Annotated in this window: 14 protein-coding genes; 8 read left to right on the forward strand and 6 right to left on the reverse strand. The window is 71.3% G+C overall.

The features are described from left to right. Positions 1-15: 15 nt before the first annotated feature. Together ACIREI_RS33680 and ACIREI_RS33685 are read right to left on the reverse strand one after the other, a co-directional pair. Positions 16-147, reverse strand: coding sequence for an LPFR motif small protein (locus ACIREI_RS33680; protein WP_252100478.1), 132 nt, complete (start codon positions 145-147; stop codon positions 16-18). 148 nt (positions 148-295) lie between these two features. Continuing rightward, positions 296-1,165 carry a hypothetical protein gene (locus ACIREI_RS33685; protein ID WP_403341065.1) on the reverse strand — a complete coding sequence of 290 codons (870 nt, stop codon included), beginning with the start codon at positions 1,163-1,165 and terminating at the stop codon, positions 296-298. 115 nt (positions 1,166-1,280) lie between these two features. On the opposite strand from ACIREI_RS33685, the gene ACIREI_RS33690 reads away from it, so the two are divergent. Beyond that, positions 1,281-2,240 carry a GlxA family transcriptional regulator gene (locus ACIREI_RS33690; RefSeq protein ID WP_403341067.1) on the forward strand — a complete coding sequence of 320 codons (960 nt, stop codon included), beginning with the start codon at positions 1,281-1,283 and terminating at the stop codon, positions 2,238-2,240. Between the two features lie 32 nt (positions 2,241-2,272). Next, entirely contained in the window at positions 2,273-2,908 is a 636-nt protein-coding gene (locus ACIREI_RS33695) for a DJ-1/PfpI family protein (RefSeq protein ID WP_403341070.1), read from the forward strand. Here ACIREI_RS33695 and ACIREI_RS33700 read toward each other — a convergent pair. Then, a complete protein-coding gene (locus ACIREI_RS33700; RefSeq protein ID WP_403341073.1) occupies positions 2,895-3,644 on the reverse strand; it encodes an enoyl-CoA hydratase/isomerase family protein in 750 nt (249 codons plus the stop codon). The two genes, ACIREI_RS33695 and ACIREI_RS33700, sit on opposite strands and share 14 nt — an antisense overlap. Before the next feature lie 248 nt (positions 3,645-3,892). On the opposite strand from ACIREI_RS33700, the gene ACIREI_RS33705 reads away from it, so the two are divergent. Continuing rightward, positions 3,893-4,402 carry an ATP-binding protein gene (locus ACIREI_RS33705; protein WP_403341493.1) on the forward strand — a complete coding sequence of 170 codons (510 nt, stop codon included), beginning with the start codon at positions 3,893-3,895 and terminating at the stop codon, positions 4,400-4,402. 18 nt (positions 4,403-4,420) lie between these two features. Here the strand turns inward: ACIREI_RS33705 and idi are convergent, their stop codons facing one another. The 3 genes from idi to galE form a co-directional block, all read right to left on the reverse strand. After that, positions 4,421-5,014, reverse strand: coding sequence for an isopentenyl-diphosphate Delta-isomerase (idi, locus tag ACIREI_RS33710; RefSeq protein WP_128436812.1), 594 nt, complete (start codon positions 5,012-5,014; stop codon positions 4,421-4,423). Between the two features lie 187 nt (positions 5,015-5,201). Continuing rightward, positions 5,202-6,143 carry a cation diffusion facilitator family transporter gene (locus tag ACIREI_RS33715; RefSeq protein ID WP_403341076.1) on the reverse strand — a complete coding sequence of 314 codons (942 nt, stop codon included), beginning with the start codon at positions 6,141-6,143 and terminating at the stop codon, positions 5,202-5,204. 157 nt (positions 6,144-6,300) lie between these two features. Next, complete coding sequence (gene galE / locus ACIREI_RS33720; RefSeq protein ID WP_403341079.1) at positions 6,301-7,284, reverse strand: UDP-glucose 4-epimerase GalE; 984 nt, start codon at positions 7,282-7,284, stop codon at positions 6,301-6,303. 279 nt (positions 7,285-7,563) lie between these two features. On the opposite strand from galE, the gene ACIREI_RS33725 reads away from it, so the two are divergent. The 5 genes from ACIREI_RS33725 to ACIREI_RS33745 are packed head-to-tail and all read left to right on the forward strand — an operon-like array spanning position 7,564 to position 12,790. After that, positions 7,564-9,357: a DUF5941 domain-containing protein gene (locus ACIREI_RS33725; RefSeq protein ID WP_403341082.1), complete on the forward strand. Its 1,794-nt coding sequence runs from the start codon at positions 7,564-7,566 to the stop codon at positions 9,355-9,357. Then, complete coding sequence (locus tag ACIREI_RS33730) at positions 9,354-10,106, forward strand: sugar phosphate nucleotidyltransferase (RefSeq protein ID WP_403341085.1); 753 nt, start codon at positions 9,354-9,356, stop codon at positions 10,104-10,106. Before ACIREI_RS33725 ends, ACIREI_RS33730 begins: the two co-directional genes overlap by 4 nt. Further along, positions 10,094-11,155, forward strand: a complete 1,062-nt coding sequence (locus ACIREI_RS33735) for an iron-containing alcohol dehydrogenase family protein (protein WP_403341088.1) — start codon at positions 10,094-10,096, stop codon at positions 11,153-11,155. Before ACIREI_RS33730 ends, ACIREI_RS33735 begins: the two co-directional genes overlap by 13 nt. After that, complete coding sequence (locus ACIREI_RS33740) at positions 11,133-11,912, forward strand: CDP-alcohol phosphatidyltransferase family protein (RefSeq protein WP_403341091.1); 780 nt, start codon at positions 11,133-11,135, stop codon at positions 11,910-11,912. The genes ACIREI_RS33735 and ACIREI_RS33740 overlap by 23 nt, the downstream gene beginning before the upstream one ends. A gap of 5 nt (positions 11,913-11,917) precedes the next feature. Beyond that, the gene (locus ACIREI_RS33745) at positions 11,918-12,790 is read left to right on the forward strand and encodes a glycosyltransferase family 2 protein (protein ID WP_403341496.1); all 873 of its coding nucleotides are present in this window, start codon (positions 11,918-11,920) and stop codon (positions 12,788-12,790) included. Positions 12,791-12,857: the final 67 nt, after the last annotated feature.

Raw genomic sequence — 12,857 nt, forward strand, 5'->3', positions numbered from 1 at the left:
GTGGCGGGGCGGGAGTCAGGCCCTGCGGCTTCGCGTACTGCTCGACGCACCGCCGAAGAGCCGGGCCAGGGCACGGAACGGCAGCGTCACGACGGTGGCGATCGCACCGCCGATCTGCCGCAACACGTCTGCGATTGCACGGAACACTTGTTTCCCCTTTCCTCTCCGGCCACGACGGCCGGTCGAGGGCCGGGTACCGCGACTCGGGCCCGCCATGCAGCGCGGACCCGATCAAGAAGTCCCCCAAGGAGGCCCCTCAAGGAGTCCCGTCCGTGCCCGGGCCGCCTGGAACGCCTCAGCCCCTGCCGAGCAGATCCGCCGGGAACGCCCCCGCCGCCACCGCGGCCCGCGCGAAGCCCGCACCGAGCTCCGTCAGCCGTGCGACCCCCTCCGCGCCGAGGTGCTCGTACGGCGCCCGGTCCAGACGGTCCGTTGCGGCCTCGATCTCCTCACGCAGGGCGACGCCCTCCGGCGTGAGGTCGCCCGAGTCCGCCAGCAGACCCCGCTCGCGCAGTCGGCCGCAGGCCGCGTCCCAGTCCTCCTGGGACCAGCCACGGGTGGAGAACACCCACTTCGGCGACATGCCCTTGCCGGTCGCGGTGTGGGTCACCACCGCCTCAAGACCGTCGAGGCCCACGGACATCAGTACGGCGAGATGCCCGTCACCGCGGTGCTCGCGCAGCAGCGTGGCGGCGTGGAAGTACGCCAGGTGCGGCTCCTCGGGGACCGGCAGATCCGCGTGCGCCGAGTACAGCGGCCGTGCGCTGCGCGAACAGGCCTCGGCCGCCCGGAGCGCGAGGCGCGCGGCCTCGGCCATCTCCGCGGACGCCACCGCCTCCTCGCCGAGCAGCCGCCGCAGCAGGGCGTCGACCGCACGCGCGCGTGCCGCCAGCACGTCCTCGGGTGAGGCGATCGCCCAGACCGCGGGGACGTGCCGGGCGACCAGCTCGTGCCGGTAGTTGTAGAACGCCGCCGTCACCGCACCCGCGCCGACCGGACCAAGCGCCGCGGCCCGTACCGCGAAGTTCACGGCCCTGGGATGCGTGACCCCGAGTGCGGCCAGTTCCTTGCCCAGCTCGGGAGCGAAGTACGAGGTCGCGTGCAGGGAGTTGAGCACGTTGTGGCAGCGGCGGCCGGCGCGGGGCTCGAGGGCGGCAGTAGTCATGACCCGGAGGTTACCAACCGCTTGGTACGTCCATGGCGAGGCGTGAAGGACCATGGCAGAAAAGGTGGGGAACGCGTCCTTGTGGCCATTCCCGGCCCCGCGAAGAATCGACGGCATGACGCGGCGAACCGTTCTCTTCGTACTCTTCGACGGCGTGCAGAGCCTCGACGTCACCGGACCGTTGGAGGTCTTCACCGGGGCCGAGAAGAGCGCACCGGGCACGTATCGCATCCGTACGGCCTCCCTGGACGGCGGTCCCGTCCGCGCCTCCAGCGGCCTGACCGTCGTACCGGACGACTCCCTCGCCGAAGCCCCCGACCCGCACACCCTCGTCGTCCCGGGCGGCGAAGGCACGCGCAGCCCTCGACCGGGCCTCACCGACTGGCTGCGCGAGTACGGCCCGCGTGCCGAGCGTCTGGTCTCCGTCTGTACCGGCGCGCTTCTGCTCGCCGGGGCGGGCCTGCTGGACGGGCGCCGTGCCACGACCCACTGGGCGTACTGCGACAAGCTCGCCCGCGACCACCCGGCCGTCGAGGTCGACCCGGACCCGATCTACATACGCGACGGGCATGTCGCCACCTCCGCGGGCGTCACCTCGGGCATCGACCTCGCCCTGGCCCTGGTCGAGGAGGACATGGGCCGCGACGTGGCCCTCGCGCTCGCCCGCCACCTGGTCGTCTTCCTGCGCCGGCCCGGAAACCAGGCCCAGTTCAGCGCTCAGCTCGCCGCCCAGACCGCACAGCGCGAGCCCCTCAGGGAGGTCCAGCGCTGGATCGCCGAGCACCCCGACGCCGATCTGACGGTCGAGGCGCTGGCCGCCCGGGCGAGCCTCTCCCCGCGTCACTTCGCCCGCGCCTTCCAGAGCGAGACCGGTACGACCCCCGGCCGGTACGTCGACCGGGTCCGCCTCGAACACGCCCGCCGCCTCCTGGAGGACACGGGCGACGGCGTCGAGGAGATCTCCCGCGCCTGCGGCTACGGCACGCCCGAGGCCATGCGGCGCGCCTTCGTCAAGAGCCTCGGGACGGCCCCGGCCGAGTACCGCCGCAGGTTCCGCCCCGCCACCGTCCGGTGAAACCGGATCAAGCCCCCAGGAAAGGGATACACATGCAGATCGCCTTGGTCCTCTACGACCGTTTCACCGCGCTCGACATCGTGGGGCCCTACGAGGTGTTGAGCCGCCTCCCCGGCGCGCAGATCGACTTCGTCGCCGCGCAGGCGGGGCCCGTGCGCGCCGACACGGGATTCCTCGCGATCACGGCCGACAAGGCCCTGGCCGACGTGCCGCACCCCGATGTCGTCGTGGTGCCGGGCGGGTCCGGGACCCCCGTCGAGATCGAGAACAAGGCCTTCTTGGAGTGGCTCAGGGCCGCCGACGCCACCAGCACCTGGACCACGTCCGTCTGCACGGGCTCCCTGCTGCTCGCCGCCGCCGGCCTCCTGGAGGGCCGCCGCGCCACCTCCCACTGGCTCGCCCTGGACTTCCTGCCGCAGTACGGCGCCGAGCCCACGGGCGAGCGGGTGGTGCCCGACGGCAAGTACATCACCGCGGCCGGGGTCTCCGCCGGTATCGACATGGGCCTGACCCTGGCCGGGAAGATCACCGGCGACGAACACGCCCAGGCGACACAGCTGTTGATCGAGTACGACCCGCAGCCGCCCTACGACGCCGGCTCCCCGCAGAAGGCGCCCGCCCACCTCGTCGAGGAGTTCCGCACGAACAGCCGCTTCAGCCTGACGTAGTCCAGGTGAAGCGCGGCTGCCTGCGCTCCAGGAACGCGGCGACGCCCTCCGCGGTGTCGCCGCTCGCGTGCGCCTGCTCCGCCCAGTGACCGTCCCGGTCGGCGCGCCCGTCCGCGAACTCCTTCGCCGCGGCCTGCGTCAGCTGCGAACGCGACGCCAGGACCCGGGTGAACTCCACGACCCGCTTGCCGAGTTCGCCCTCCGGCAGAACCTCGTCCACGAACCCCGTACGCAGCGCCCGCTCCGCGTCGATCAACTCGCCCGAGAACAACAGGTACTTGGTGGTCGCGGGCCCCACCAGCGACACCAACCGCCGCGTGGAGGAAGCCGGATACACGATCCCGAGCTTCGCCGGCGTCACCCCGAACAGCGACCCCTCCTCGGCGAACCGCAGATCACACGCCGCAGCCAGCTGCGAACCGCCACCCACACAGTGCCCCCGGACCGCGGCCAGCGTCGGCTTCGGGAAGGCGGCCAGCGCCTCCTCGGCGGCCACCGCCAGCCCCTGCGCCTCCTGCGGGGATCCCTGGAGCGTCGAGATGTCGGCGCCCGCGCAGAACGTCCCGCCCTCACCGGTCAGCACCAGCGCCCGTACGGCCGGATCGGTGGCCAGCGTGCCGAGCAGCGGCGGCAGCGCGCGCCACATCGCTGCCGTCATCGCGTTGCGCTTGGCCGGATGGTGGATGACGACGGTGGCGACCGAGTCGGCGACGCTGTGCAGCAGCTGGGGCTCCATGGCCCGGATGCTATCCGCCCGCACCGAACGGCCGATCAAGAAGGGTGCCCGCCAAACCCGTACAACCCGAATAGTTCGCCAAGTCGGCACGAGCGGGACAGGAGCGGTCCCACATCTGACGGTGTCATACGCCAACGGTCAGAAACGTTCGATACCTGCTGACTTGTGTTCAGTTCCACGGTCCGGACCTGCGCGTTACCAACACTCGACGTGTGGTGACAATCGAGCGCGAGGGTGGCGACCGGACGATGGAGAACCACGGGCGCGGGTCCGGCCCACGCCCAGCAGGCGGCGCGGCCGAGCCCCTCGGTCAGCAGCCGCCGAATCCACTGCCGTACGAGGGCGTCTGGCGGTTCACCGCTCCCGCCGTCGACGCCTCGGTCCCGCAGGCCCGGCATGCCGTACGGGATCTGCTGTACCGGCAGGGCGTGCCGGTCCCGGACGACCTGGCCCAGGGAGTGCTGCTGATCGTTTCGGAGCTGGTCACGAACGCCGTACGGCACGCGGCGCTGCTGTCGCCGATGCTCGCCGTGGAGGTCGCCGTCGGCGCCGAGTGGCTGCGGGTGTCCGTCGAGGACAACCACCCCTACCGCCCGACCGCCCTGGAGGCCGACCACGGCCGGACCGGCGGCCGCGGGCTGCTCCTGGTGCGCGAGGTCACGCGGGAGGCGGGCGGCGTGTGCGACGTCGAGCACACGGCGAGCGGCGGCAAGGTGATCTGGGCCGCCGTCCCGCTCAAACCCCTGCGCGTGCCCTGAGGGGCTGCCCCCGCCTCGTCACCAGTCGGCCGAAGGGCCCGTCAGCTCTCTGATCGCGGGGCGGGCCGCGTCGAGCACCGTCATGAACCAGGACGAGAAGGTGTCCTTGGCGTGGCGCTCCGCCAGTTCCGCGGAGGTCACGAAGGCCGTCGCGCCGACCTCCTCCGCATCCGGCCGCAGCGGGGACTGCACCAGGCCGACGAAGAGGTGGTTGTACTCCTGCTCCACGAGCCCCGAGTCCGGGTCCGGGTGGTTGTAGCGGACCGTGCCCGCCTCCGCGAGCAGCGACGGCGAGACGCCGAGCTCCTCGTGCGTGCGCCGGGCCGCGGCGGCGAAGGGTGCCTCGCCCGGGTAGGGGTGACCGCAGCAGGTGTTGGACCACACGCCGGGGGAGTGGTACTTGCCGAGCGCCCGCTGCTGGAGCAGCAGCCGACCGCGCTCGTCGAAGAGGAACACGGAGAAGGCGCGGTGCAGCTGCCCCGGCGGCTGATGGGCGGCGAGCTTCTCCGCGGTGCCGATCGTCACACCGTTCTCGTCGACCAGTTCCAGCAAAATCGCGTCTGCGGCGCCGTTCGACGGACTGTGCGTCGCGGTCGCAGGTGTGATCGGCATACCCATCCTTCGCATCGGTCTTGCGCCCCAAGTGTGCCGTACGAATCCGGCACTCCCGGCAGTTGATCGTGCCCGGCGCGGCGAGCCCGGAACCGTCTGCGGGGACGCTGTGAGCATGAGGACGCGACCGACCACCGGATCGCTGCATTCCGTCCGTACTGGCGTTTTATCGGACCGTGCGTCTGTTTCAGTGGCAGAGCCGGGCCTCGTGCTCCGCGTGCCCGACCGGCTCCAGCTGGAAGGTGCAGTGCTCCACGTCGAAGTGGTCGCCGAGGCAGCCCTGGAGCTCGTGCAGCATCTTCTCGTGGCCGATCGCGTTCAGTACGTCGGAGCGCACCACCACATGGGCCGACAGCACCGGCATGCCGGACGTGATCGTCCAGGCGTGCAGGTCGTGGACGTCCTCGACACCGTCCAGGGCGAGTATGTGGGCCCGTACCTCCGCCATGTCGACGTCCTTGGGCGCCGACTCCAGCAGGACGTCGAGGGTCTCGCGCAGCAGCTTGAAGGTGCGCGGCACGATCATCAGGCCGATGACGAGCGAGGCGATCGGGTCGGCGGTCTGCCAGCCGGTGGCCAGGATCACCGCCGCCGAGATCAGCACCGCCAGCGAGCCCAGCGCGTCCGCGGCCACCTCCAGGAAGGCGCCGCGCACGTTCAGGCTCTCCTTCTGGCCGCGCATCAGCAGCGTCAGGGAGATCATGTTCGCGACCAGGCCGATGGCGCCGAAGACGATCATCAGGCCGCCCTCGGTGGCCGCGGGCGTGAAGAACCGTTGGATCGCCTCGTACAGCACATAGCCGCCGACGCCGAGGAGCAGCAGGCAGTTGGCGAGGGCGGCGAGGATCTCCGAACGGGCGTAGCCGAAGGTGCGCTTGTCGCTCGGCGGGCGGTTCGCGAAGTGGATGGCGAGCAGGGCCATGCCGAGGCCGAGCGCGTCGGTCGCCATGTGCGCCGCGTCCGCGATCAGGGCCAGCGAGTCCGCGAGCACACCGCCGACGATCTCGACCACCATGACGCCGAGCGTGATCGACAGCGCGACGCGCAGCCTTCCGCGATAGGCGGCCGCCGCCGTGCCGGTCGTGGGCGCGTGCGCGTGCGCATGCCCGTGATCGTGCCCAGCCCCCATGAGAAAAGCCGCCCTTCTGTGGTCCGTCCGACGATCGGAACTTCCGTCCGGGATCACAGTGAACTACGGGTGGGGGGTATCGGGCAACGCGGCACTGAACACCGTTGTCATGTGCCCTGACCTGCGGAAACGATCCGCAGGTCAGGGCCCTGCACGATCAGCCCCTCGACGGGCCGCCGTGATGCAGCAGCCACCCCTGCCACGCCGACTCGACCATCTCGCGTACCCCGCGCCGAGCCCTCCAGTCGAGTTCCTCGGCGGCCAGCGCGGCCGAGGCGACGGCGCGCGGCGCGTCCCCGGGGCGCCGGGCCTCCACGACGGCGGGGCGCGCGTCGCCGGTGACCTCACCGATGACGGTGATCAGCTCGCGCACGGAGACGCCCTCGCCGCGACCGATGTTGACCGTCAGATCGCCGCTCACGTCCGTGGCGGTGAGCCGCCGGACCGCCGCCAGGTGTGCCTCGGCGAGGTCGGCGACATGGATGTAGTCGCGGACACAGGTGCCGTCGGGCGTCGGATAGTCGTCGCCGAAGATCCGCGGGGCCTCGTCGCGGGTGAGCCGGTCGAAGACCATGGGGACGATGTTGAAGACGCCCGTGTCCGCCAGCTCGGGCGAGGCGGCGCCCGCGACGTTGAAATAGCGCAGGCATACGGTCGCGATGCCGTGCGCCCGGCCCGTCGCCCGCACCAGCCACTCACCGGCGAGCTTGGTCTCGCCGTACGGGTTCACCGGCGCGCACGCGGTGTCCTCCGTGATGAGATCCACATCGGGGTTGCCGTAGACGGCGGCGGACGACGAGAAGACGAATCGTTTTACCCCTGCCTCGGCGACCGCCTCCAGGAGCGTGGCGAGACCGCCCACGTTCTCCCGGTAGTAGCGCGTCGGCTGCGCCACGGACTCCCCGACCTGCTTGCGCGCGGCGAGATGCACCACACCCGTCACCGCGTGCTCGGCCAGTACCCGCTTCAGCAGGTCGCCGTCGAGCGAGGAGCCCTCGACGAGCGCGACGTCCGACGGGAGCCGCTGGGGAAACCCGGCCGAGAGATCGTCCAGTACGAGGACACGCTCCCCGGCATGGGTCATGGCCCGCGCCACATGTGCTCCGATGTAGCCGGCTCCGCCTGTGATCAGCCATGTCATGGTCGCCCACCCTATGTGGAGGAACAGGCGAGGCACACAATGTCCTCGATGCCCCGGTCTGTGAGCACGAGTTTGTGGGCGGCCCCCGCGATCCCTGATGATGATCGCGGCAGGGCTCTGGGCGAACCACGTTGATCGCTTCGCCAAACGGCCGGTGAACGCAGGCTTCCCATCATCCGATAGCCTCTGCCGACACGCCGCCCGGCCACCGCCAACGGGCGCCGCCACCCACGTACATGACCGGCGCGGACACGCCGGCACCCAGGGAGTGAGTTTCGGTTGTCGACCGCCATCCTCACCGGTCAGCCGGTCCCCGGATCGTCGATCGAGGGCGATCTGCGGTCCCTCGGCTACGACGTCCGGGTCGCCGCCGACCCGGCCGACGCCGAGACGCTCCTCGCCCAGGTGCCCGGTGACCAGCGGGTCGCCGTCGTCGACGCCCGCTTCGTCGGCCACCTGCACGCGCTGCGCCTCGGCCTGACCGACCCCCGCTTCCCGCTCGCCGCGATCCCGGGCGCCGTCACGGCCCAGCCCGCCGGCCGCCAGGCCCTGACCCGGGCCGTGGCCCGGGAGAATTCCGCGGGCGGCGGCACTGCGGTGGCCGTCGACAGCCTCGCCGACCGCATCGTCACCGCCCTCGACGTCGAAGGCACCGACGTCCACCGCCCGGAGCTCGGCAGCCTGATCGCCGCCGTCCCGGCCGACCCGCAGGCCCGCAACGAGGCACGGCAGGCCGTCGCGAACGTCGACGACGAGGCCGTACGCCTGAAGTCGGCCGTGAAGTCCCGCGACGGGTTCTTCACCACCTTCTGCATCAGCCCGTACTCCCGCTACCTCGCCCGCTGGTGCGCCCGCCGGGGCCTGACCCCCAACCAGGTCACCACCGCCTCCCTGATCACCGCGCTCGTCGCGGCGGGCTGCGCGGCCACCGGCACCCGGGGCGGGTTCATCGCCGCCGGCCTCCTGCTGATCTTCTCGTTCGTGCTGGACTGCACCGACGGCCAGCTCGCCCGCTACTCCCTGCAGTACTCCACGCTCGGCGCCTGGCTGGACGCCACCTTCGACCGGGCCAAGGAGTACGCCTACTACGCCGGCCTCGCCCTCGGCGCGGCCCGCGGCGGCGACGACGTCTGGGCGCTCGCCCTGGGCGCCATGGTCCTGCAGACCTGCCGGCACGTCGTCGACTTCTCCTTCAACGAGGCCAACCACGACGCCACCGCCAACACCAGCCCCACGGCCGCCCTCTCCGACAAGCTCGACAGCGTCGGCTGGACGGTGTGGGTGCGCCGGATGATCGTCCTGCCGATCGGCGAGCGCTGGGCGATGATCGCGGTGCTGACGGCGGTCACCACTCCGCGCATCACCTTCTACGCGCTGCTCATCGGGTGCGCCTTCGCGGCGACGTACACCACGGCGGGACGCGTGCTGCGCTCGCTGACCCGGAAGGCGCGGCGGACCGACCGGGCGGCGAAGGCGCTCGCGGATCTCGCCGACTCGGGCCCGCTCGCGCAGCCCCTCGCACGCGTGCTGCCGACCGGGCTGCGCATCCCGGTGGTCCTGTGGGCCGTCGTCGGTGCCGTGCTGCCCCCGCTCGCGGCGTGGATCGACGGCCCCGGCTGGCCGGTCGTCGTGTGCGCTGTCGTCTACGTCCTGCTGTCCGCCGAGGCCGTCTCCCGGCCCCTCAAGGGCTCCCTCGACTGGATGGTCCCGCCGCTGTTCCGGGCCGCCGAGTACGGCACCGTCCTCATCCTCGCCGCCAAATCAGAGGTGAACGGAGCCCTTCCTGCGGCTTTCGGCCTGGTGGCGGCCGTCGCCTACCATCACTACGACACGGTGTACCGCATCCGCGGCAACGCCGGAGCGCCCCCGGCCTGGCTGGTGCGCGCCATCGGGGGGCACGAAGGACGGACGCTGCTCGTCACCGTCCTCGCCGCGGTGCTCTCCGCCTCGCAGTTCACGGTCGCGCTCACGGCTCTCGCCGTGGTCGTGGCCCTGGTGGTGCTCGTCGAGAGCATCCGCTTCTGGGTGTCCTCCGGGGCGCCCGCCGTACACGATGAAGGAGAACCCGCATGATCGGCCTCGTGCTGGCGGCCGGCGCCGGACGGCGTCTGCGCCCCTACACCGACAGCCTTCCCAAGGCTCTGGTGCCGGTGGGGCCCGCGGGCATAGAGGGCGAACCAACGGTTCTCGACCTCACCCTCGGCAACTTCGCCGAGATCGGTCTGACCGAGGTCGCGATCATCGTCGGCTACCGCAAGGAGGCCGTGTACGCGCGCAAGGAAGCGCTGGAGGCGAAGTACGGCCTCAAGCTCACCCTCATCGACAACGACAAGGCCGAGGAGTGGAACAACGCCTACTCCCTGTGGTGCGGCCGTGACGCCCTCAAGGACGGCGTGATCCTCGCCAACGGCGACACCGTCCACCCGGTCTCCGTCGAGAAGACGCTGCTCGCCGCCCGCGGTGACGGCAAGAAGATCATCCTCGCCCTGGACACGGTCAAGGACCTGGCCGACGAGGAGATGAAGGTCGTCGTCGACCCCGAGAAGGGCATGACGAAGATCACCAAGCTGATGGACCCCGCCGAGGCCACCGGCGAGTACATCGGCGTCACCCTCATCGAGGGCGACGCCGCCCCCGAGCTGGCCGACGCCCTGAAGACCGTGTGGGAGACCGACCCGCAGCAGTTCTACGAGCACGGCTACCAGGAGCTCGTGAACCGCGGCTTCCGCATCGACGTGGCGCCGATCGGCGACGTCAAGTGGGTGGAGATCGACAATCACGACGATCTCGCCCGCGGACGGGAGATCGCGTGCCAGTACTGACCCGGCTCATTCCCTCGCCGGTCGTCGTGGACATCCGGCCGGGTGCCCTCGACGACCTGGGCTGTGTGCTCGCCGACGAGCGCATCTCGCACTCCGGCAAGCTGGCCGTCGCGGTCAGCAACGGCTCCGGCGCCCGGCTCAGGGAGCGACTCGCTCCGGCCCTGCCCGGCGCCAGCTGGTACGAGGTCGGCGGCGGCACCCTCGACGACGCGGTCCGGCTGGCCGGCGACATAAAGGCCGGCCACTACGACGCGGTCGTCGGGCTCGGCGGCGGCAAGATCATCGACTGCGCCAAGTTCGCCGCGGCCCGCGTCGGCCTGCCCCTGGTCGCCGTACCGACGAACCTCGCGCACGACGGCCTGTGCTCGCCGGTCGCCACCCTCGACAACGACGCCGGCCGCGGCTCGTACGGCGTGCCGAACCCGATCGCGGTCGTCATCGACCTGGACGTCATCCACGAGGCCCCCGCCCGTTTCGTGCGCGCCGGGATCGGTGACGCGATCTCCAACATCTCCGCGATCGCCGACTGGGAGCTCGCCAACCGCGTCAACGGCGAGAAGATCGACGGCCTCGCCGCCGCGATCGCCCGCCAGGCGGGCGAGGCGGTGCTCAGGCACCCCGGCGGCATAGGAGACACCGACTTCCTCCAGGTACTCGCCGAAGCGCTGGTGCTCAGCGGTATCGCCATGTCGGTGTCGGGCGACTCCCGCCCGTCCTCCGGGGCGTGCCACGAGATCAACCACGCCTTCGACCTGCTCTTCCCCAAGCGCGCGGCCGCCCACGGCGAGCAGTGCGGACTGGGCGCGGCCTTCGCGATGTACCTGCGCGGAGCCCACGAGGAGTCGGCCTACATGGCCGAGGTGCTGCGGCGGCACGGGCTGCCGGTGCTTCCGGAGGAGATCGGCTTCACGGACGACGAGTTCGTCCGTGCCGTGGAGTTCGCTCCGCAGACCCGGCCCGGCCGCTACACGATCCTCGAACACCTCGACCTGACCACCGACCAGATCAAGGACATCTACGCCGACTATGTCAAGGCCATCGGTAGCTGAACTCCGCCCCGTCGTTCACCCCCCGGGGGTGAAGGACCGGCGCAGCGGTGAGCACTGGATGGGACGCCTCTACATGCGTGAGGTGTCCCTGCGGGTCGACCGCTACCTGGTGAACACCAGGGTCACGCCCAACCAGCTCACGTACCTGATGACCGTCTGTGGTGTCCTCGCGGCCCCGGCACTCCTGGTGCCGGGGATCCCGGGGGCGGTGCTCGGCGTGGTCATGGTCCAGCTGTACCTGCTGCTGGACTGCGTCGACGGCGAGATCGCGCGCTGGAGGAAGCAGTACTCGCTCGGCGGGGTCTACATGGACCGCGTCGGCGCCTACCTCACCGATGCCGCGGTGCTCGTCGGCTTCGGCCTGCGCGCCGCCGACCTGTGGGGCAGCGGCCGTATCGACTGGCTGTGGGCGTTCCTCGGCACGCTGGCCGCGCTCGGCGCCATCCTGATCAAGGCGGAGACCGACCTCGTCGGCGTCGCCCGGCACCAGAACGGGCTGGCACCGGTCAAGGAGGCCGCCTCCGAGATGCGCTCCTCCGGCATGGCACTGGCCCGCAAGGCCGCCGCCGCCCTCAAGTTCCACCGCCTGATCCTCGGCATCGAGGCGTCCCTGCTGATCCTGGTGCTGGCGATCGCCGACCAGGCCCGCGGTGACCTGTTCTTCTCCCGGCTGGGCGTCGCGGTGCTGGCCGGCATCGCGCTGCTGCAGACCCTGCTGCACCTCGTGTCCATCCTCGCTTCGAGCAGGCTGAAGTGAGCGGCATGAAGGTCGGCGCGGTGATCATCACCATGGGCAACCGCCCCGACGAGCTCCGTGCCCTGCTCGACTCGGTCGCCAAGCAGGACGGCGACCGGGTCCAGGTCGTCGTGGTCGGCAACGGCTCCCCGGTGCCCGACGTCCCCGAAGGCGTCCGCACGATCGAGCTGCCCGAGAACCTCGGCATCCCCGGCGGCCGCAACGTCGGCATCGAGGCCTTCGGCCCCAGCGGCCGCGACGTCGACGTACTGCTGTTCCTCGACGACGACGGTCTCCTCGCGCACCACGACACCGCGGAGCTGTGCCGCCAGGCCTTCGAGGCCGACCCGAAGCTCGGCATCATCAGCTTCCGCATCGCCGACCCGGACACCGGCGAGACCCAGCGCCGCCACGTCCCCCGGCTGCGCGCCTCCGACCCGATGCGCTCCTCCCGGGTCACCACCTTCCTCGGCGGCGCCAACGCCGTGCGGACCCAGGTCCTCGCCGAGGTCGGCGGGCTGCCGGACGAGTTCTTCTACGCCCATGAGGAAACCGACCTGGCATGGCGGGCCCTCGACGCGGGCTGGATGATCGACTACCGGTCCGACATGGTGCTGTACCACCCGACGACCGCGCCCTCCCGGCACGCGGTCTACCACCGCATGGTCGCCCGCAACCGCGTCTGGCTCGCCCGCCGTAACCTCCCCGCCCCCCTCGTCCCGGTCTATCTGGGCGTCTGGATGCTGCTCACGCTCCTGCGCCGCCCCTCCCGCCCCGCCCTGAAGGCATGGTTCGGCGGATTCAGGGAAGGCTGGACCACTCCGTGCGGTCCCCGCAGGCCCATGAAGTGGCGTACGGTGTGGCGGCTGACTCGACTGGGCCGACCTCCCGTCATCTGACAAGCTCGACCCTTAGAGCAACCGGGCCGTATCCGGGCCCGAGGGTTCATGCCAGGCCCGCACAGGC

The sequence above is a fragment of the Streptomyces sp. NPDC093591 genome (assembly GCF_044764885.1).
Classification (GTDB): domain Bacteria; phylum Actinomycetota; class Actinomycetes; order Streptomycetales; family Streptomycetaceae; genus Streptomyces.

Bases quoted from the DNA above. Each gene is read 5' to 3' on its own strand.
- ACIREI_RS33695 (WP_403341070.1), top strand. From the start codon at position 2,273: ATGCAGATCGCCTTGGTCCTCTACGACCGTTTCACCGCGCTCGACATC.
- ACIREI_RS33705 (WP_403341493.1), top strand. From the start codon at position 3,893: ATGGAGAACCACGGGCGCGGGTCCGGCCCACGCCCAGCAGGCGGCGCG.
- ACIREI_RS33745 (WP_403341496.1), top strand. From the start codon at position 11,918: ATGAAGGTCGGCGCGGTGATCATCACCATGGGCAACCGCCCCGACGAG.
- ACIREI_RS33730 (WP_403341085.1), top strand. From the start codon at position 9,354: ATGATCGGCCTCGTGCTGGCGGCCGGCGCCGGACGGCGTCTGCGCCCC.
- galE (WP_403341079.1), bottom strand. From the start codon at position 7,284: ATGACATGGCTGATCACAGGCGGAGCCGGCTACATCGGAGCACATGTG.
- ACIREI_RS33700 (WP_403341073.1), bottom strand. From the start codon at position 3,644: ATGGAGCCCCAGCTGCTGCACAGCGTCGCCGACTCGGTCGCCACCGTC.
- ACIREI_RS33715 (WP_403341076.1), bottom strand. From the start codon at position 6,143: ATGGGGGCTGGGCACGATCACGGGCATGCGCACGCGCACGCGCCCACG.
- ACIREI_RS33685 (WP_403341065.1), bottom strand. From the start codon at position 1,165: ATGACTACTGCCGCCCTCGAGCCCCGCGCCGGCCGCCGCTGCCACAAC.
- ACIREI_RS33690 (WP_403341067.1), top strand. From the start codon at position 1,281: ATGACGCGGCGAACCGTTCTCTTCGTACTCTTCGACGGCGTGCAGAGC.
- ACIREI_RS33740 (WP_403341091.1), top strand. From the start codon at position 11,133: ATGTCAAGGCCATCGGTAGCTGAACTCCGCCCCGTCGTTCACCCCCCG.
- idi (WP_128436812.1), bottom strand. From the start codon at position 5,014: ATGCCGATCACACCTGCGACCGCGACGCACAGTCCGTCGAACGGCGCC.